The 19,602-nt window shown below is 52.4% G+C and carries 17 protein-coding genes and 1 pseudogene; all 18 read left to right on the top strand.

The annotated features are described in order from the left end of the window. Position 1: 1 nt before the first annotated feature. Positions 2 to 806, top strand: a pseudogene (locus KBY99_RS08435) (GDP-L-fucose synthase family protein); the annotation flags it as partial. 19 nt (positions 807 to 825) lie between these two features. Beyond that, a complete protein-coding gene (locus KBY99_RS08430; protein ID WP_254998527.1) occupies positions 826 to 1,104 on the top strand; it encodes a hypothetical protein in 279 nt (92 codons plus the stop codon). 74 nt (positions 1,105 to 1,178) lie between these two features. Next, a complete protein-coding gene (locus KBY99_RS08425; RefSeq protein WP_315857976.1) occupies positions 1,179 to 1,793 on the top strand; it encodes an acyltransferase in 615 nt (204 codons plus the stop codon). 8 nt (positions 1,794 to 1,801) lie between these two features. Further along, complete coding sequence (locus KBY99_RS08420) at positions 1,802 to 2,929, top strand: FAD-dependent oxidoreductase (protein WP_254998526.1); 1,128 nt, start codon at positions 1,802 to 1,804, stop codon at positions 2,927 to 2,929. A 7-nt stretch (positions 2,930 to 2,936) separates the two neighbouring features. Next, positions 2,937 to 4,088, top strand: coding sequence for a DegT/DnrJ/EryC1/StrS family aminotransferase (locus tag KBY99_RS08415; protein WP_254998524.1), 1,152 nt, complete (start codon positions 2,937 to 2,939; stop codon positions 4,086 to 4,088). Further along, entirely contained in the window at positions 4,085 to 5,431 is a 1,347-nt protein-coding gene (locus KBY99_RS08410) for a nucleotide sugar dehydrogenase (RefSeq protein ID WP_254998522.1), read from the top strand. The genes KBY99_RS08415 and KBY99_RS08410 overlap by 4 nt, the downstream gene beginning before the upstream one ends. An 87-nt stretch (positions 5,432 to 5,518) precedes the next feature. Further along, positions 5,519 to 6,631, top strand: coding sequence for a Gfo/Idh/MocA family protein (locus KBY99_RS08405; RefSeq protein ID WP_254998518.1), 1,113 nt, complete (start codon positions 5,519 to 5,521; stop codon positions 6,629 to 6,631). Positions 6,632 to 6,861: 230 nt separating this feature from the next. Beyond that, the gene (locus KBY99_RS08400; RefSeq protein ID WP_254998517.1) at positions 6,862 to 7,638 is read left to right on the top strand and encodes a class I SAM-dependent methyltransferase; all 777 of its coding nucleotides are present in this window, start codon (positions 6,862 to 6,864) and stop codon (positions 7,636 to 7,638) included. 38 nt (positions 7,639 to 7,676) lie between these two features. Further along, entirely contained in the window at positions 7,677 to 8,870 is a 1,194-nt protein-coding gene (locus KBY99_RS08395; RefSeq protein ID WP_254998515.1) for a glycosyltransferase, read from the top strand. Next, positions 8,867 to 10,222, top strand: coding sequence for an oligosaccharide flippase family protein (locus tag KBY99_RS08390; protein ID WP_254998514.1), 1,356 nt, complete (start codon positions 8,867 to 8,869; stop codon positions 10,220 to 10,222). Before KBY99_RS08395 ends, KBY99_RS08390 begins: the two co-directional genes overlap by 4 nt. Positions 10,223 to 10,239: 17 nt before the next feature. Next, positions 10,240 to 11,532 carry an O-antigen ligase family protein gene (locus KBY99_RS08385; protein WP_254998512.1) on the top strand — a complete coding sequence of 431 codons (1,293 nt, stop codon included), beginning with the start codon at positions 10,240 to 10,242 and terminating at the stop codon, positions 11,530 to 11,532. Positions 11,533 to 12,023: 491 nt separating this feature from the next. Further along, positions 12,024 to 13,169 carry a glycosyltransferase gene (locus KBY99_RS08380; RefSeq protein WP_254998511.1) on the top strand — a complete coding sequence of 382 codons (1,146 nt, stop codon included), beginning with the start codon at positions 12,024 to 12,026 and terminating at the stop codon, positions 13,167 to 13,169. A 47-nt stretch (positions 13,170 to 13,216) separates the two neighbouring features. Further along, positions 13,217 to 15,040, top strand: a complete 1,824-nt coding sequence (locus KBY99_RS08375) for a hypothetical protein (RefSeq protein WP_254998510.1) — start codon at positions 13,217 to 13,219, stop codon at positions 15,038 to 15,040. Between the two features lie 7 nt (positions 15,041 to 15,047). Then, positions 15,048 to 16,280: a glycosyltransferase family 4 protein gene (locus KBY99_RS08370; RefSeq protein WP_254998509.1), complete on the top strand. Its 1,233-nt coding sequence runs from the start codon at positions 15,048 to 15,050 to the stop codon at positions 16,278 to 16,280. Positions 16,281 to 16,329: 49 nt separating this feature from the next. Then, a complete protein-coding gene (locus tag KBY99_RS08365) occupies positions 16,330 to 16,929 on the top strand; it encodes a sugar transferase (protein ID WP_254998508.1) in 600 nt (199 codons plus the stop codon). Next, on the top strand, positions 16,926 to 17,570 hold the full coding sequence (locus tag KBY99_RS08360; RefSeq protein ID WP_254998507.1) for an acetyltransferase: 645 nt from the start codon (positions 16,926 to 16,928) through the stop codon (positions 17,568 to 17,570). The genes KBY99_RS08365 and KBY99_RS08360 overlap by 4 nt, the downstream gene beginning before the upstream one ends. Before the next feature lie 28 nt (positions 17,571 to 17,598). Next, on the top strand, positions 17,599 to 18,765 hold the full coding sequence (locus KBY99_RS08355; RefSeq protein ID WP_254998506.1) for a DegT/DnrJ/EryC1/StrS family aminotransferase: 1,167 nt from the start codon (positions 17,599 to 17,601) through the stop codon (positions 18,763 to 18,765). Continuing rightward, on the top strand, positions 18,756 to 19,355 hold the full coding sequence (locus KBY99_RS08350; protein WP_254998504.1) for a hypothetical protein: 600 nt from the start codon (positions 18,756 to 18,758) through the stop codon (positions 19,353 to 19,355). The genes KBY99_RS08355 and KBY99_RS08350 overlap by 10 nt, the downstream gene beginning before the upstream one ends. Positions 19,356 to 19,602 lie beyond the last annotated feature (247 nt).

Here is a 19,602-nt window from a genome sequence, read left to right as displayed (position 1 = left end):
GGCTGTGCAGCGCTGGTTCAGCGAGCACAAGCCCACGGTGGTGGTGCTGGCGGCGGCCAAGGTGGGCGGCATCCAGGCCAACAACACCTATCCAGCTGATTTCCTGCTCGATAACCTCAAGATCCAGACCAGCGTGATAGACACGGCCTGGCGCAGCGGCGTGCGGCGCCTGCTGTTTCTGGGCAGCATCTGCATCTATCCGAAGCTCGCCGAGCAGCCGATCCGCTAGGAAGCGCTGCGCACCGGGGCGCTTGAGCCCACCAACGAGTGGTAGGCCATCGCCAAAATCAACTGCATCAAGCTGTGCCATGCGCTGCGTCTGCAACACGGTTTTGATGCCATCAGCCTGTAGGCGAAGCCTTCTGCGAAGCAGTTGCCCACCAACCTCTACGGCCCGGGAGACAACTACCACCCCACCAACAGCCACGTGCTGCGCCGGCAGCGTGACCTGCTGGGGCAGCGGCACCCCCCTGCGGGAGTTCCTGCATGTGGATGATCTTGGCGAGGCCTGCGTGTTCGCGCTGGAGCACTGGCAGCCAGGGCCGGAAGATCAGCAGTTCCTCAATGTGGGCACCGGCGTGGATCTGACGATCCGTGAGCTGGCCGAAGCGGTGGCCGCTGCGACAGGCTTCACCTGCGAAATCCTTTGGGATGCCAGCAAACCCGATGGCACCTCGAAGAAACAGCTGGATGTGAGCCGGCTAGCTGCGTTGGGATGGAAGGGGTGCATACCACTGGCGGAGGGATTGCGGAGCACGGTGGCCCAGTTCCGCGAGGAGCTCCGCCAGCAGCTGGTGCGCCTCTGATCTTGATTGTTATTCAGCAATGAAAAATCGCATCCACCTCCGCGGCATCGGCCTGACCACGACCGGCGCCATGCGATTGGATGCCAGCAAGATCGAAGCGGAGCCGGGCTGGACGCCGCAAGTAAACGTGCAGGAGGGCTTGCGGCGCACGGTGGAGTGGACTCTCACCCACCAGGGCTGGTGGCAGCCCCTGCTCGAGCGAGGAGCGCCGTCATGCAGATCCTTCCCCAGGCGATTCGGGAGCTGGTGCAGCCCCAACCAACGCTGGTGCGCTGCGCCATGTGAGTTTCGATCCTGAGCACTGCTCCAGCTCTCTTCCTGACCCCTGCCGACAGCCAAGCTCTTAACCCAGCCCGCCGCATCACCCCAACAGTGACCATCCACCCCTCAGCCACGATTCACCCGACGGCCCTCGTTGATGAGGGTGCGACGATCGGTGCCAACAGCCGCATCTGGCACTGGGTGCATGTTTGCGGAGGTGCTGTGATCGGTGAGCGCTGTTCACTGGGGCAGAACGTGTTTGTGGGCAATCGTGTGCGGATCGGCCACAACGTGAAGATCCAGAACAACGTTTCGGTGTACGACAATGTGACCCTGGAGGACGACGTGTTCTGCGGACCAAGCATGGTGTTTACCAACGTGTATAATCCACGCTCGGCTGTTTCCAGAAAGGACGAATACCGCGACACCTGGGTGGAACGTGGTGCCACTCTGGGCGCCAACTGCACGATCGTGTGCGGTACGCGTATTGGACATCACGCCTTTGTGGGCGCAGGTGCGGTGATCAACCGGGATGTGAAACCCTTCTCGTTGATGGTGGGTGTGCCCGCGCGTCAGCTGGGTTGGATGAGCGCTTATGGAGAGCGGGTTGACCTGCCGCTGGCCGGATGCGGTAGCTGGATTTGTCCCCATACCGGCGATTGCTATGAGCTCAAGGGTGAGCAGCTCCTTCACAAGCCAGCCGACCAAATGAGCCCGATGAGCTGACCAGGGAGATGGCACTGGGTCATGTTGGTGTTGTTGGAGGCGGCGTCAACGGCCTCTGCATCGCCTGGGAGTTGGCCAAGCGCGGTTGGGATGTCCAGCTGTTTGAACGGGGGCACTGCCTGGCGCAAACGAGCAGCGCCAGCACCAAGCTGTTGCACGGGGGCCTTCGCTACCTCGAACAGGGCCATCTGGCTTTGGTGGCCGAGAGCCTGCGGGAACGGGCCTCTTGGCTACGGGAAGTACCTCAGCATGCCCATTGGCTGCCACTCCTCCTGCCGATTTATCGCCAACAACACAGGCCCGCTTGGCAATGGCGAGCAGGTCTTGGCCTCTACGACGGCCTCGCTCTTGGGCGGTTGCCAGGCTTTGCTCGTTGGCTGAGGCCGGATCAAGTCTTGGAGCTCTATCCGCAACTCTCCACTGAAGGTCTGAAGGGAGCCTGGCAGTTCTGGGACGGCCAGATGGATGAGCAAGCCCTCGGTTGGTGGGTTCTTGATCAGGCCCAGCGCGCCGGCGTGGAGATCCATGAAGGCTGCGATGTTCGTGAGGTCACCACCAAAGGAGAGCTCACTGTTCAAACAAGTGCCAACGGAATCACGTCCAATCATGCTTTTGCGTGGGTAGTCAACGCCTGTGGACCATGGGCAGTTGATCTGCTCGAACGATCCGAGATCCCAAGCTCTGTGCAATTGGATCTGGTACGCGGTAGCCACCTTCTGGTGCCACCATCACCGGCACTTGCATTGCCCAAGCACGGTTTGTTCGTGGAGGTGCCTTCCAGTCGGCGTATCGCCTTCCTGCTTCCTTACAAGGGCGAGTTATTGGTAGGCACCACCGAGGAAGCCCAATCGCTGAACGAGCCGGTACGGGTGAGTGAAGCGGAACAAAAGCAGTTGTTAGGAGTGCTAGAGCATTACCTGCCGGCCTGGTTGTCGATGGCTCAACAACAGGGCAGATGGTTTTCGGGCCTGCGGCCGATCATCGTGCGCAGCAGGGCCGATCTCTCCAGCGCCAGCCGTGAGGCGGATGTGCAACGGGATGGCCGCTTGCTCTCCGTTTTTGGTGGCAAGTGGACCACCGCCCGTTCCCTGGCTGAACAGCTGGTGAATCGAGCTCCTTTCAACGGCCAGCCCTAAACATTTCATGCAATTCATAGACCTTGAGGCTCAGCAGCAGCAGCGGTTGCCCGACGGCCGCACCATTCGGGAGGCCGTGGATGCCCGCATCGCCGCGGTGCTCAACCATGGCCGCTACATCCTCGGCCCGGAGGTGGAGGAGTTGGAGCACACCCTTGCGGCCTACGTGGGCGTGGACCACTCCATTGCGGTGGCCAGCGGCACCGATGCCCTGCTGATCGCCTTGATGGCTCTAGGGGTGAAGGCCGGTGATGAGGTGATCACCACGCCGTTTTCCTTCATTGCCACATCGGAAACAATCGCCCTTCTTGGTGCTACGCCGGTGTACGTGGACATCGATCCAGCCAGCTACAACCTCGATCCAGCCAAGCTCGAGCAGGCGATCAGCCCTCGCACCAAGGCGATCATCCCGGTGAGCTTGTATGGGCAGCCGGCTGATTTCCCGGCGATCAATGCGATTGCCGATCGGAATGGCTTACCCGTGGTTGAAGACGGCGCTCAAAGCTTCGGGAGCACCCAGCAGGGGCGCCGTAGTTGCAGTCTGAGCACGATCGGCACAACCAGCTTTTTCCCCTCCAAGCCCCTGGGTGGCTATGGCGATGGCGGCGCCTGTTTTACAAACGATCCTGCATTGGCCGACAGGATGCGGCGCATCTCCCGGCACGGCCAGGAGCGTCGCTATTTCCATAGCGACCTGGGTGTGAATGGAAGGATCGACACGCTTCAGGCCGCGATTCTTTTGGCCAAATGGCCCAATTTCCAGCAAGAAGTGGAGGCCCGGGGCCGGATTGGTGCGGCCTACAGCCACAAGCTCAATAAAACCGGGATTACTACCACCCCTCAGCTCACTGAAGGCAACACCAGCGTTTTCGCCCAGTACACGGTGCAGGTGGAAAACAGAGCCGAGGTGCAGGCTGCGCTTAAGGAAAAGGCCATCCCAACGGCCGTGCACTACCCCACCCTGCTGTGCCAACAACCGGCGCTCACCTGTAAGCACAGCCGTTGCAGCAACGGTTGCCATACCCCGCTAGCCCAGGCCGCCAGTGAGCGGGTGATGAGCCTGCCCATGCACCCCTGGCTCAGCGTCGCCGATCAAGATCGTGTGGTCTCCGCCCTTGCCGGCGCTTTGCAACTCACTTTGATTCACTCTGCAGCATGACCCATCTCTCCCCAATTCAATCCTCTCCCAGTGGAAGCATCCAGGCTGAGTTGCTCGAGAAGCTGCGCAGCAAGCAGGCCTTGATCGGGATTGTGGGCCTCGGCTATGTGGGGCTTCCCCTGTCGCTCACCTATGCGGAAGTGGGCTACCGAGTGCTTGGGCTTGATATCGATCAGACCAAGGCCGATGCGATCAACCAAGGCAGCAGCTACATCCAGCACATTGATGGTGAGCGGGTGGCTCTGGCCCAGCGGCAACAGCTGCTTGAGGCAACCACCGATTTTTCACGGGTTGCAGAGTCTGATGCCCTGATTCTGTGTGTGCCCACACCGCTGAATCAATACCGGGAGCCCGATCTGAGCTACATCCGCGACACGATGGCAGCATTGCTGCCGTATCTTCGCCCTGGCCAAGTGCTCAGCCTTGAGAGCACCACCTATCCAGGCACCACGGAGGAAGAGCTGCGGCCCCTGATCGAGCAACGGGGCTTCACGGTTGGTGAGGATATTTTTCTGGTGTATTCGCCGGAGCGCGAAGATCCCGGCAACGCTCGCTTCAATACTGCCAACATCCCGAAGGTGATGGGGGGCAGCACGGCTGCCTGCGGTGTGGTGGGTGTGGCCTTGTATGAGCAGGCGATCAGTGAAGTGGTGGCGGTGAGCAGTACCCGCGCCGCCGAGATGACCAAGTTGCTAGAAAACATCCACCGGGCGGTGAATATCGGGTTAATGAACGAGCTCAAGCCCTTGGCTGATCGGATGGGTATCGATCTCTATGAGGTGATCCGGGCTGCAGCCACCAAACCCTTTGGATTTGTTCCCTACTACCCGGGGCCTGGCCTGGGGGGGCATTGCATCCCCATCGATCCGTTCTATCTCACCTGGAAGGCTAGGGAATTTGGGATGCACACGCGCTTTATTGAATTGGCTGGCGAGATCAATTCGGCCATGCCGGCCTATGTGATCGAGAAAACGATGGATGCGCTCAATGACTTGGGCAAACCGTTGAAGGGCAGCAAGGTGCTGGTTCTGGGCATTGCCTACAAGAAGAACGTCGACGACATGCGGGAGTCGCCTTCGGTGGAGGTGATGGAGCTTCTCCGGGCCAAGGGTGCCGAGGTGCACTACAGCGACCCTTTCTTTGCGAGCTTTCCTCCAATGCGGAAACATACTTTTGCCCTCCGTAGCGTTGACCTCACGCAGGAGACCCTCGCCGCGTTTGATGCGGTGGTGCTCGCCACCGATCACGATGCTTTTGATTATGAGCTAATCGCCTCCCACAGCCAGCTGCTGATTGACACGCGCGGGCGATTGACCCCGGGCGCCCAGATCGTGCGGGCCTGATCTCTGGTGCACGCGTCAGCATGGTTGGGGCTCACGCTTTGACCAAAAATTCTTCTTTCTATCGACCCTTGCAGGCGGCCTTCTTCAATGCTTCATCCCATCAACCCAATCACTGATCGCCGCATCCGTATCGCCCTGGTGGGGTGCGGTCGGATCAGCGCTAATCACATCAAGGCGATCGCCGCCCACCATGATCGGGCCGAACTCATCGCTATTTGTGACACCCAGCCCGAGCGGCTGGAGCAAGCCCAGAATTTCATTACTGAACAAGCTCTAGAGCACCCAGGAGCTACCACCAATCCGGCTCAGTTCAGTAGCCTCCCAGATCTGATAGCTGCCGCCCAGAACGGAACAACTCCAGTGGACCTGGTGGTGCTTGCCACACCCAGTGGCCTGCATGCGGGCCAGGTGATTGCGGCGGCTGAGGCGGGGCTGCATGTGTGTACTGAAAAGCCGATGGCCACCCGTTGGGCCGATGGGATAGCGATGGTGAAGGCATGCGATCAGGCCGGCGTGCATCTGTTTGTGGTGAAGCAAAACCGCTTCAACAGCACCTTGCAGCTGGTGAAACGTCAAATGGAAGCAGGCCGCTTTGGGCGGCTGGCAATGGTGGCAGTGAATGTGTTCTGGCAGCGCCCCCAGAGCTATTACGACCAGGACAGCTGGCGCGGTACTTGGGAGTTTGACGGGGGAGCTTTGATGAACCAGGCCAGCCACTACGTGGACCTGCTCGATTGGCTAGTCGGGCCAGTGGAAAGCGTGAGCGCCTCGATTGCAACTCTGGGACGCTCGATCGAAGTGGAAGACACCGCTGCCCTACAGCTTCGTTGGCGTAGCGGTGCTCTAGGAACTATGGCCGTGACAATGCTTACCTATCCAAAGAACCTTGAGGGTTCGATCACACTGTTAGGCGAAACTGGTACTGTTCGCATTGGTGGGCCTGCAGTCAATAAGATTGAACATTGGGCTTTTGCCGATCAGAGCCCAGATGACGCTGAAGTTGAGCAGGCCAGCTACGCCACCACCAGTGTCTATGGCTTTGGCCATCCTCCCTATTACGCCAACGTTCTCGATGCTCTGCAGGGGAAAGGAGAAGCCCAATGTGATGGGCGCGAGGGTCTGCGTAGCTTGGAGTTGCTAAGTGGAACCTATCGCGCAGCGCGGGATGGATGCACAGTGCATCTGCCACTAGAGTATTGACAATGTTTTCAAAATGCCCAAAGATCTTTAAAGGTTAAACATATGACCTTTTCTTCTTTTCTGAGTTAAGATATTAGGAGCAGATCTTGCAGGGGTAGCCATCTGAGATGGGCAGAGATATTGGTTCGCTCGAGATAGCCACTAAGTGCATAATATCTTCGCCCAACTTTTCATAATGCTCAGCTAACTGATGGCTTCTACGGTGCTGGCGCCTAGCTCGTTTTTTTTGCTTGCCTGAAACTCAATCCAACAAAATCACACAAATGTCAACTTTTTTAGATAACAAGTTTGTTTTTGCAGGTAAAAAAACTCTTGAGTACTATAAAGGCTTGTTGATTCGTGCTGATAAGGGGCTTCACCGTGACATTGCCAACGTTATTCAAAGCCTCTGCCCTCCAGGTTCAAGGATATTGGATATGGGAGCGGGGCAGGGAGCTCTTTCTCTTCGACTTTCAGAATTAGGCTATAAAGTAAAAGCCATTGATAGCAACCTCGAAGATTTTAAGACTTCTGGTACTGATTTCGAGTATGAATTGATTGATTTTGACGAGCCCGGTGCTCTTGAAGCATTTGTTAAAAAAAATGAATCTGCGTTTGATGCTGTGCTTGGCATCGAAGTTATAGAGCACCTTGAGAATCCCTGGTCTTATGTTCGAAGCCTTGCATCCTTGGCAAAGCCAGGTGGATTAGTTATTGTAAGCACTCCGCACACAGCATCATGGCTAACCAGAATCTATTACTTATTGACGGGTACATTTTTCGGTTTTCAGAAGCATAATCTTTCCTACGGCCATATCAACCCAATAGCGCCTTTTGAGCTTGCTCTGATAATGGAGAGGTCTGGGTTGATCAACATAAATGTAAGAGCTGCTGGCACGCTGCCCCCTCTCTACGCAGATTCCTTGCGACACTTAGCGCTATCTATCGTTGGATTATGCTTTAGGCCGTTTCAGCAAGGTCTACTTGATGGCTACTGCGTGATTGCCGTAGGCGAGAAGAAGTTTTAACGTCAATAAATCAATAAATTAATAATTTAGTAAATCAAATGAAAGTTCTTATTCTCCCTTCGTGGTATCCATCTAGCCCCGCCGATTGCAATGGTGTCTTTTTCCGCGAACAGGCAATTGCCTTATCAAGAATTGGTTGTCAAGTGTCCGTATTGTCTGCCAACCTGTCTTCATTCAAGAATATAAGGCAATGGCGTTTAAAGGTCTCAAAACCAAAGGTATTTGAAGACGAACTGGTACAAACTTTTCGAGTCTATGGCTCAAATTTATTTCCATGTCTACCCCGCTTACGAGAGAAATGGCAAGCTCACCTACTTAAGAATCTTTATACTTGCTATGAGCGAGATAATGGTCGGCCAGACTTAATCCACGTTCATTCGATGCTTCCTGCAGGCCTAGCGGCTCTTGAACTGTGGAATAGCCGCCGCATCCCGTATGTCATTACTGAGCACAGTACCGCATTTGCTCGTCGACTTCTATCTGATGATCAGATTTCTAAGTGTCGGAAAATTGCGTCATGCGCTCAGGAGCGTTGGGCGGTGAGCCCAACGTTTGCTAGGAAGCTCGAGCAGGAGTTGGGCTCTGTTGGAGGCCGTTGGGGAGTTATGCCAAACATCGTTGCACGCCCATTTCTCGAAACTCCTCTTCCTAATCGATGCCGGTCACCTTTTGTTTTCCTAAATGTTTGCTTCCACACCCCAATTAAAAAAGTTGATCTACTATTGAGAGCCTTCGCCCAGGAGTTTCGTAGTTGTAATGATGTAATTCTTCAATTGGCTGGCAGTGGTCCTCATACGGCCGAACTGATCCGGCAATCTTCTCAGCTTGGCATTGCAGATAAGGTGCAGTTTCTTGGGATGCTTAGCCGTGATCAAGTTCTTTCTGCCATGGCAGGCGCTCATGCTTTTGTGCTATCCAGTCAGGTAGAGACATTCGGGGTCGTGCTTATCGAAGCCTTGGCTATGGGCCTACCTCTTTTGGCCACCCGCTGCGGCGGACCCGAATATATTGTTACAGAATCAAATGGTATTTTAGTGGAAAACGGAGATATAGAGCAACTAGCGGCGGCGCTGCTTCATCTCAAATACAATATCAGTAGGTATAAAGCCAGTGAACTTAGACGTGAATGCGCAGAGCGGTTTAGCGAAGATTCAATCATCAGAATCCTCAATGAAAGCTATCATTCCGTTTTAGCAAATCACCAAAAAGTCGACTCGAGAGCTGCGCATTGAATAATCTTGGCTTACGGAAATTAATTGAAAATATAAGCTACACAATGGGCAGGCAAGTAGGTGCGGCTTTCTTTTATCTTTTGTCGCAGATTCTAATTGCCCGTTTCTATGGGCCAGGTGGCAGTGGAGTGATCGCTATTGCGATGCTGCTGCCAACTACCTTGGCCACCTTCCTAAACCTGGGCATCAACCCTGCAAATGTTTATTTTGTAGCAGCCTCAAATGTTTCTCTGCGAAAAGCATGGGACACAACTTTACGGCTTGGTTGTCTGATTAGCTTTGTTGGTATCTCAATCGGCATCTCCCTGTTGGAGCTCCGGCCTCAATGGTTTACAGGTGTTCCTCAATTGGCACTTTGGCTTGGCCTTGCAACTTTTCCACCTAGTCTCTTTGTTGCTCTGATTTCTGGGTTACTCCAGTCTAAGCAGAACTTTCAGCTATTGAACAGGCTAGGCTTTGTGCAGCCAATTGCTCAGCTCTTAATTGTAGTTTTGCTACTTTACTTTAATGTAAGCAATCCCAGCTGGTTAATTGCTTCCCTGCTTTTTTCGGTCCTCATTACGCTTGTATTCAGCTTTAACGCTTTGCAAGCTGAGCTTCAGAATTGCTCACAGCTTTTTCCAAGTTCATACCTATGGAAAGCTCTTTCATATGGCTCCAAAGCACATCTAGGCAATATTGTGCAGTTTCTGAATTACAAAGCAGATATATTTATCGTTAACTTTTTTCTTGGTACTGCCGCTACAGGCTTTTATGTTGTCGCTGTCAATATAGCTGAAAGCCTATGGATTCTTTCTCAGGCTACTAGCTCTGTAATCCTTCCGAGATTATCCGAGTTGTCTAATGACGAGGCCAAAAGGAGCCTCTTGACGCCATTGCTTTCACGATGGATGCTTGTACTATCCATTTCCGTTGCATTATTTGCAGCTCTACTTTTTCCTCTTCTGATTCCCATTACTTTTGGATCTGCTTTTTCTGGATCTGTAGTGCCTTTTTTAGTACTTCTCCCGGGAATCACTTTATTGTCTTGCTCGCGTGTCATGGCTAATGATGTAGCAGCTCGTGGCAAACCCGAGTTTAATATGTTTTTGGCGGTAGTGGTTCTTTTTGTAAACATTGTATTTAACTTAATTTTAACTCCAAGAATGGGGTTAAATGGCGCCGCTCTGTCGACATCAATTTCTTATTCACTAGATTTTTTGATAAGGATATTTATGGTCCAAAAGCTCACCGGAGTTAGCCCCGCTCATTTTATTTTATTTCAGAAACAAGATCTAGAATTGATTCACCTTCTGTTGCGCACTTTGAAATCTTTATGGGCACAAATCTTACCTTTCAGATTTTATAGATGATTAGGTTATTGCTTTTATTGATTTTTCTGCTTTCCTTATCTGCACCAATTTTAGGGAGTGCTGGACTTGCTTTTTATTATGCGTCAGGTCTTCTGCTGGCATATCTTTTCTTCTTTGTACTTCGAAGAAAATGCCCTATCAGGGCTGCAAGTCTTTTTCTTCCATTTAATGTTTTAGTTATCGCCATTTCCATTCCTCAATCGCTTGTGTTTAGGCACATATCAGATAATACCCAAGATTCGCTGAGACTTATTGCCTTTGCCACTATCTGCATAGGCTGTTATGCATCACTTTCTAGCTTAAAAAAGCCTCAAATAACTATTTGTTTTCTTTGGTCGATAGTCCTTTTGCTGGCCGGTGGACTAGGGTTATATGAAATGATATCAGGATTCAGATTCCCTTCTCCTTATTTTGATAGTTTGCCTGAAAAAGTTTATGGTAGTATTTTCCTGGGATCTGCTAGTGTCTTTGGTAACCCAAACACATTTGCATCGTTCCTACTTTTGTCCTTTCCATTTATGGAACTAGGCTCGGTAAACGCGATAAAACAGCGAGAAAAATTACTGTTTAGTTCGCTAGGGTATGCAAGCTTAATTTTAGTCTTCCTCACTGTCTCACGACTTGCCTGTGTACTTGCTGGGGCATTATTGTTATATAAGTTTTCCGTCTATATGCTGAGTTCAACTGGGGCCTTGCCGCCTTATGTCTCAGTGATTATTAAATCTTTTATCCTTATCGCTTGCACTTTTCTTGTCTTTTACTTTCTAGCAAATGTAGTTAATTTTTCACGTTCTTCTCTACTGGTCTCCAGGATTGCAGATCAACTCGATGGTGCTAATGACACCTCTACGGACATGAGGCTTGCTATTTATTATTCGTCTCTAGAATTATCTGCAAGTTCGGGATTTCTTGGACTTGGTGTAGGTAGGTTCGCAGAAGGTTTGATAAGTTTTCTACCGGCTGGCAAAGAACTAGTAGGTAGCCCTCATTTTGTACTACTTGAGATGCTTGTTGAGTTAGGTCTATTGCCATTCGTGCTCTTCTGTGCCTGGTTGTATGAAACATGGAAAGCCTTTCGAAATTATCCACTTAGATATATTAATTGTGCAGATATTCACTCTTTTTTGATTGTTTCTCCATTTTTGAGATTTACTTGGATTCCAATCTTTGTTCTTTCTTCCTTTTTGGGGAGTGGCATGTTGAATCAGCCATTCTTTTGGCTTAATATTTCTTCTATAGCTGTAATAGCAGATATTTGTATTCGTGACAAGACAAATTTCATGAAATTCGATCTTACTGCCAATCATTAATTCTCCCCTATTTCCAGCCTCATCCTCAGGGCTGCATAGCTCCTTTTCCTGATTTTATGTCCTCTTTTAATATATTTAAATTTTAGGCAAATAATGCCTTCCGATTTATGCCATTAGTTACTTGTGGCTTTGGCTCTGCTAGCAACATGTCTTTTTCAACTATTGAAGCCTCTATATCATTTTTTAAATTGTTTAGAATGCCACAGTCTTCTCTTGGTCTGTCCTTTTGAATTTATCGAGAAGCTTTGCAATACCCTTTATTAATCATTCTATTTGCAACTCACAATGTTGGCCAAGTTTCTGAGCGCGTCGTTAGTAATATTTCTCTATGTTATCTGTCATTTCAGCTGTTGATTTGAAGCTTTGCCTCTGCAATGGGAATTATCTTTGACTTTTTTCCATCGATTTCTGCTAAGTATGGTTGATCATGTTGATTTTTGTATTATCCAAGTTTACGTTCTTTGCCAGTTACCTTTTGGGAAATCACCAACATGAAACATGCTCTCCACATTTCAAATACCGACATTCATAATGACAGTCGCATTGCCAAAGAAATTGCTGCTCTTATTCAAAGTAGTGAGATTATAGTAACAGCAATTGGCTTGGCAGATGGCTTTATTTCAGTCTCTCAATATGTTAATGATGCATATTGTTTTAAGATGCCCCTTTTGTCTGGGTCGTTGAGTCTCTTTCCGCGACCGATACTATACTTATTTACGCTTATAGAATTCACTGTACGTATAACGCTGATTTCCAAAACGCTTTTCCCAAAGCCTGCAATTGTACATTGTCACGATACTTTTGCACTCCCAGCTGGTTGGTTTGTCAAAAAACTTTTTGGCAGCCACCTGGTCTATGACGCACATGAACTTGAGTCAAATAAGAATGGGCAAAGCATCATTCTTTCGAAGGCGACACTTGCTATTGAAAGATTTTGCTGGAGCGAGGTTGATCTTTTGGTTTCTGTAAGTGACTCAATTATCCGATGGTATCAAGATACTCTTGGCCGAAAGGAGAGTATTTTAGTCCTTAATTCACCGGCCTATGATCCCAACAGCATAAGGCAATCCTATAAAATTTGCGATAACTATTGGATTGAAAAGTTCGGAATTCCGCAGGGTCTTCCAATTTTTGTTTATCTAGGAATTTTAGGACCGGGCAGAGGTATTGAGCTCTGCTTGGAAGCCTTTAGCACTCTTCAGGGAGTCGCACACGTAGTCTTTATTGGCTTTGGGCGCCTTACAGGTGTTATCAACGAAGCCTCTGAGAAATATACAAACGTTCATTATCATTCTCCGGTAAAACATGAGCAAGTTGTGCCCCTCGTGTCTAGTGCCGATTTTGGCCTTTGTTTGATTGAGGATGCTTCTCTAAGCGACTACTTATGTCTTCCGAATAAGCTGTTTGAATATTCCTTTGCTGGACTTGGGGTCTTGGCTTCGAATTTCCCTGAAATAGAGAAGGTTGTGACTACATATGAACTTGGGGTCTGCTGTAATCCTGATTCCAAATCAATCAAGGAAGCCATTTTAGCGATTGTTGACTCGCCTCTGATCAGGTCTCCAAGAGATATATCTGAGCTTGGCTGGGAAGTCCAGGCTGCAAGGTTGCAAAAAGCTTACAAGTATTTGCTTTAGATTGTTGAAATGCCAAGTTCAAATTTAAAGTCATCAAATCAAATTTTATGTGCGGCATTTTTGGAATTATTTCTGAATCACCGGTCTCCAAATCTGAATTTTCTTTGCTGGCTCAACATGCCCAGCAGAGGGGTAAGGATTCCAGTGGTCTTTTTCTGGTATGTGATATGCACTGCCAGATCTATAGAGCGCCATTTGCGATCTCCAAGCTGTTGAAGACCCTTGATCTCAATTCAAGCAAATGTCTCATCGGCCACAGCCGCCTTGTTACTAATGGTTTAGCAGATAATCAGCCTGTCTATCGCGATTCAGTCTGCGTGATCCACAATGGTATTGTAGTTAACGACGAGTCTGTCTGGCCCGTTCTAGGTAGACAGCGTTTACAACAGATCGATACTGAGATAATCGCAGCAATTGCCGCTGATGTCTTGGATCATACCGGTAAAGTAGAGGATATTGCCTCTAAGGTCCTTGAACTTTGTAAGGGTGTCATTTCTTGTGCAATAGCCCTACCACGGCTCGGCAAGCTATGCCTTTTATCCAATAACGGCAGTCTTTTTCTTGGCCGCAAGGGTAACAGTTATTATTTCTCTTCTGAGAAATTTCCACTTACTGAGCTGGATTGTGTAGAAATCGAGCAAATCAAGGACACAAGCAGAATTATCGACATCCCTCAATGTAACGGTGAACCCTCAATTAAGGATCTTGATTGTCATACAACTAATCTCATCCCCACCTTGGGTTGCCATCTTGGTGAGGAGAAAATGCTGGAGTTCAAGCCTTACAGCGGCAAGCGATGTGTGCGTTGCATCCTCCCGGAAACCATGCCGTACATCCGTTTTGATGTTCATGGTGTTTGCAATTACTGTAGGAACTACAAGCCGCGTAACCGGCCAAAGCCAGTTCAGGAGATATTCAATTTGGTGGAGCCATATCGTAAGTCGCATGGTGATGATTGTATAGTTCCATTTTCTGGTGGACGCGATAGCTGCTACGGGCTGCACCTAATTGTCAAAGAGCTGAAGATGAAACCCATCACCTACACCTATGACTGGGGTATGGTGACGGATTTGGGACGCCGCAACATCAGTCGCATGTGCGCTGAGATGGGTATAGAGAACATCATCGTGGCTGATGATATCGCTCTCAAGCGCCGCAATATCGCCAAGAACTTTCATGCCTGGCTGAGGTCGCCGAATTTGGGAATGGTGAGCATCTTGACGGCGGGCGACAAACACTTCTTCCGCCATGTGGAGACTGTCAAACAGCAAACTGGTATTTCCCTTAACTTGTGGGGCGTGAATCCACTTGAGGTAACGCATTTTAAGGCGGGATTTTTAGGGGTTCCACCTGACTTTGAGGAAGAAAAAGTCTATTCAAGTGGTGCGATGAAACAGCTGCGCTACCAGTGGTTGCGTCTCAAGGCCATGTCGCATAGTCCAGGCTATTTTAACAGCTCCCTTTGGGACACTTTGTCGGGCGAGTATTACCGTAGCTTTAACAAAAAGACGGACTATTACCATATCTTCGACTACTGGCGCTGGGACGAGAAAGTCATTGATGATACCTTGATCAACCAATACGACTGGGAAACCGCTCCGGATACCAACACGACCTGGCGCATTGGTGATGGAACTGCCGCCATTTATAATTATATCTATTATACCGTGGCGGGTTTTACTGAGCATGACACCTTCCGCAGCAATCAGATTCGCGAGGGCGACATGACCCGCGAAGAAGCGCTGGTATTGGTGAACGACGAAAACCGCCCACGCTATCCCAATATCAAGTGGTATCTGGATGCGATTGGCATGGAATTTGACAAGGTTATTCCAGTGATCAATGCAATCCCAAAGCTTTGCAAATATTGACCCACGCATGAGCACCAGCATTTGGTACGTATCGAAGTACGTTGCACCGCCTGGCAGTGGCACGGCGGGTGGCCGTGGCTATTTGCTGATGAAAGAATTGTCCCTTATGGGGCACAGGGTGGCGATCATCACTTCCGACTCCAACCAGTTGGCGGAACCGCCACATTTAGAGACTGGTTTTTTGTTTCAACAGGTGGATGGCATACAGCTTTGCTGGGTGCGCACTATGAAGTACTCGGTGGCCAAGTCAGCGCGCCGCATTTTGAGCTGGCTGCACTTTGAATGGCGGTTGTTATGGCTGCCTACGCACAAATTGCCCAAGCCCGATGTGGTTGTGGTGTCCAGCCTTTCTTTGCTAACCGTTTTGAACGGACTGTGGTGGCGTATCCGCTACAAATGTCGTCTAGTGTTTGAGGTACGCGATATTTGGCCACTTACCCTCGTCGAGGAGGGTGGCTTCAGGCCGTCTAACCCCTTCGTTTGGAGTTTGGGTGTCGTTGAACGATTGGGCTACAAGTATGCCGATGCCATTGTGGGGACTATGCCCAACTTGGGTGAGCATGTCCAGCGTGTGCTGGGTTACCCAATGCCTACGCATTGCATACCCATGGGCATTGATGCTGAAGCTTTTGCAACACTAGAGTGCTTGCCAGATGACTACGAAGCCACTTATTTTCCTCGTGGGAAGTTTGTTGTGGCACATGTGGGGTCTATAGGTATCACCAACGCGTTAGGCACCTTTTTGGATTGCGCTGAAGCCATGAAAGATCAGTTAAGCATCCATTTCTTGGTGGTGGGGGATGGTGATTTGCGCGATGCCTATCGAAATAAATACGCACACCTCAACAACTTGACCTTTGGGCCAAAAGTTTCAAAGGCCATGGTGCAATCTGTTTTGGCCAAGTGCGATCTGCTGTATTTTTCTGTCCATCTTTCCAAGGTTTGGCAATACGGTCAGTCTTTGAATAAGGTTATCGATTACATGATGGCTGGCAAGCCCGTGGTGGCTTCCTATACAGGTTATCCGTCGATGATCAACGAAGCTAATTGCGGAACCTACGTACCTGCTGGTGATGTCGCCGCCCTTGTACAAGAGGTCCATCGTTATGCCCAAATGGACCCCCAAGAGCGGTTGCTAATTGGTGCTCGGGGGAAGGCTTGGCTGTTGGAAAATCGCGGCTATCCCAAGCTTGCCAACGAGTATTTGGGCATCATGTCGAACGGGGTACGGCACTCTTGACGTCCTTGAATGTAATCTTGAAAAGACGACTTAATACGCAGGGTGCTGAATGAAGCGTTTTTTTGATATCTTGTCCTCAACTATGACCCTTCTTTTGCTGGCCTTTCCTTTGCTGGTCTTGGCCTGGCTGATCCGCCAAAAATTGGGAAGACCGGTTCTTTTTTGCCAGGTGCGGCCGGGTTTGCAGGGGCGGCCGTTCACCATGGTCAAGTTCCGTACCATGACGGACGAGCGAGGTCCCGATGGCGCTTTGCTCCCCGACGCGAAGCGCCTTACACCTTTTGGCTGCTTTATGCGCGCCAGCAGTCTGGACGAACTGCCCGAGCTTTGGAATGTGCTGCGCGGTGACATGACTCTGGTGGGGCCTCGCCCTTTGCTGATGGAATACCTGCCCCTTTACACCTCTGAGCAATTTCGTCGCCACGCAGTGCGTCCCGGCATCACCGGCTGGGCCCAAATCAACGGGCGTAATGCCCTTTCCTGGGAAGAAAAGTTTCGCCTTGATGTCTGGTATGTGGATCACCAGAACTTCTTGCTCGACCTTCGCATCGTCCTGTTCACCATTTTGAAAGTTCTCCGCCGCGAGGGCATCAGCGCTGCCGGTGAGGCCACCATGGCGCCCTTCACTGGCAACACCGCTGATCAATGAGCCTTCTGCTGATCCTTGGGGCAGGCGGCCACGCCAAGGTAGTTGCTGAAACGGCCATAGCCAGTGCTCACTTCTCAGAGGTTGCCTTCCTCGACGATCGCTGCAACGGCCCCGATCCCCTGCCCTCCGTGCTCGGTTTCCCCGTTCTTGGCCCCCTGGCCCTGGCCCTTGAACCCGCCCAGCGTGATCAGTTCGCCTCAGCCGCGGTGGCCTTCGGTAACGCCACAGCTCGCCTGAACTGGATTGAGCAACTTGTTGCAGCAGGTTATGCACTGCCTGTGCTGATCCACCCCACCGCCTGGGTGTCGCCCTCAGCGCAGATCGCTTCCGGTTCGGTGGTTTTTGCCCATGCGGCCGTGCAGGCTCTGGCCTCGATCGGGGCTGGTTCCATCCTCAATACAGGATGCAGCGTCGACCACGACGCCCAGCTTGCAGGTGGCGTCCACATCTGTCCCGGCGCTCGTTTAGCTGGTGAGGTGCAGGTAGGTTCCCGGAGCTGGATTGGTATCGGCGCCTCCGTGATCCAGCAGGTGTGCATTGGCGCCGATGTCACCGTTGGTGCCGGCGCCGCTGTGGTGCGTGATCTCCCAGATGGCGTTACCGCCGTGGGGATACCGGCCCGTGTCTTGCCCAGACCCTGATCTATCCCTGATTCCTGTTTCTTCGCCCGTGACCCTCGCCCCCTGGCCTCACTTCGATACCGAGCAGATCGACGCCGCTTCCAGTGTGCTCGCTTCCGGCAAGGTGAACACCTGGACCGGGCAGGACACCAAGGCCTTCGAGCAGGAGTACGCCCTCTGGTGCGGGAGCAACCATGCCATCGCCATGGCCAATGGCTCCTTGGCCCTCTCTGCCGCGTACCTGGCGATCGGGCTGGGCAAAGGCGATGAACTCATCACCACGCCGCGCACCTTCATCGCCACCGCATCCAGCGCTGTGCTGCTGGGCGCCAATCCGGTGTTTGCCGATGTGGATCCCGATTCCGGCGCCATCACCGCAGCCACCATTGCTCCGCTGATTACCACCCGCACTAAGGCCATCGCCGTGGTGCACCTGGGTGGCTGGCCCGCAGACATGTATGCCATCTGCGATCTGGCCAGAAGCCACGGCATTGCCGTGATCGAAGACTGCGCTCAAGCCCACGGCGCCCGGATCAATGGCCAGTCCGTTGGCAGCTTCGGTGATGTGGCCGCCTGGAGCTTCTGCCAAGACAAGATCCTCAGCACCGCTGGTGAAGGCGGCATGGTCACCACCTCCCGCGCAGATCTCTGGGATGCCATGTGGGCCTTCAAAGACCACGGCAAAACCCACGACGCCGTGTTCGGCCGCGAGCACCCGCCCGGCTTCCGTTGGCTGCATGAGCGCTTCGGCTCCAACTTCCGCCTCACCGAACTGCAAAGCGCCATCGGCCGCATCCAGCTCCAGCGCCTGCCGGAGTGGACTGCCGCTCGAACCCGCAACGCGCTGCAGTTGGCCGAGGCTTTGCGCGACCTGTCCGCCGTGCATGTCCCCCTGCCTCCTGAGTGGCTCACCCATGCTTGGTACAAGTTCTATGCCTTCGTGAGACCGGATGCTCTCGCTGATGGCTGGAGTCGTGATCGCATCCTTTCGGAGATCGCCGCGCTTGGTTATCCAGCGTTCTCCGGCAGCTGCAGCGAGATCTATCTGGAAAAGTGCTTCCAGGAGGCAGGTTTGGCCCCCGCCGAGCGCCTGCCTGTTGCCCGCGAACTCGGTGACACCAGCCTGATGTTCCTCGTGCACCCCACCATCACTCCCGAGCAGATGGCGGGCTATGCCGAGGCTGTGCGGACGGTGGTGCAGCGTGCTTGCCGCTAGTGCTGTTTGGCCAGATGCGTCGCCAGGTGTTGGTTGCCCTGTTGCTTGGAACGTCGGCTGCAGGGCTGTGGCTGACCTGGCCCTGGATTGTTCCGCTTGTTTCTCCGGTTCCCAAGCCTGGTCCTGGTAGCGATCTGGTGGTGGTGCTGGATGGTGGCTCAGGTCGCTTCGCCGCAGCCGATCGCATCGGCCAAGCGCTGTCTAAGCCCCCTCGTCACCTGTTAATTCGCTGCCCTAGAGGTACGCCGCCACCCCAGCCCACACCCGAACTGCTCCAGGGCTTCGACACCGCCACCCAGATCACCGCCCTCGCCCACTGGTTGCGCCACCAGCCCTCGCCTCGCATTGCCCGGGTGTGGATTGCCACCGATTCCGATCACACCGCCCGCGCCGTAGTCCTTGCCCGCATTGCCCTCGGCAGCCAGGGCATTCGCGTTGGCCCGGCTGATTTGCCTACCCCCAGCCCCAGCGAGCACCGCAAGCTGCTTCGGGATGCCCTGCGCCTCACCCTTTGGCGGGCCACCGGCAGCACCGGCGCTTGGCTGGCGCCCGAGGTTGTTGCCCGTAAGCGGGCGGATTGTGGGGTTTAAGCCAGAGACCGTGTGAAAGCGGCTCGGGAGTTGTTCCGGCTGCAGGTCGTGAGGGCTCTGCTGGTTTGAGTGTTCTCGGCTGCAGGTGGCCCAGGTTTTGGTTCCGGCAGGATGCGCTAGTGGCCGCGAGGGCGCCTCCCCTCCTTACCTGCCAGTACAGGTGTATTATTGGCTGAGCGGCGAGAGCTCGGCGTGGGTAGGGTTTTCTTGTTCGACATCCAGGGTTGGATCACCCTGATCCTGGGCG

The organism is Cyanobium sp. Maggiore-St4-Cus (assembly GCF_024345615.1).
GTDB classification, from domain to species: Bacteria; Cyanobacteriota; Cyanobacteriia; order PCC-6307; family Cyanobiaceae; genus Cyanobium_A; species Cyanobium_A usitatum.
This window is presented reverse-complemented; position numbering and strand designations above follow the sequence as displayed.

Bases quoted from the DNA above. Each gene is read 5' to 3' on its own strand.
- KBY99_RS08430 (WP_254998527.1), top strand. From the start codon at position 826: ATGAAAAATCGCATCCACCTCCGCGGCATCGGCCTGACCACGACCGGC.
- KBY99_RS08420 (WP_254998526.1), top strand. From the start codon at position 1,802: ATGGCACTGGGTCATGTTGGTGTTGTTGGAGGCGGCGTCAACGGCCTC.
- KBY99_RS08415 (WP_254998524.1), top strand. From the start codon at position 2,937: ATGCAATTCATAGACCTTGAGGCTCAGCAGCAGCAGCGGTTGCCCGAC.
- KBY99_RS08410 (WP_254998522.1), top strand. From the start codon at position 4,085: ATGACCCATCTCTCCCCAATTCAATCCTCTCCCAGTGGAAGCATCCAG.
- KBY99_RS08405 (WP_254998518.1), top strand. From the start codon at position 5,519: ATGCTTCATCCCATCAACCCAATCACTGATCGCCGCATCCGTATCGCC.
- KBY99_RS08395 (WP_254998515.1), top strand. From the start codon at position 7,677: ATGAAAGTTCTTATTCTCCCTTCGTGGTATCCATCTAGCCCCGCCGAT.
- KBY99_RS08380 (WP_254998511.1), top strand. From the start codon at position 12,024: ATGAAACATGCTCTCCACATTTCAAATACCGACATTCATAATGACAGT.
- KBY99_RS08375 (WP_254998510.1), top strand. From the start codon at position 13,217: ATGTGCGGCATTTTTGGAATTATTTCTGAATCACCGGTCTCCAAATCT.
- KBY99_RS08370 (WP_254998509.1), top strand. From the start codon at position 15,048: ATGAGCACCAGCATTTGGTACGTATCGAAGTACGTTGCACCGCCTGGC.
- KBY99_RS08365 (WP_254998508.1), top strand. From the start codon at position 16,330: ATGAAGCGTTTTTTTGATATCTTGTCCTCAACTATGACCCTTCTTTTG.
- KBY99_RS08360 (WP_254998507.1), top strand. From the start codon at position 16,926: ATGAGCCTTCTGCTGATCCTTGGGGCAGGCGGCCACGCCAAGGTAGTT.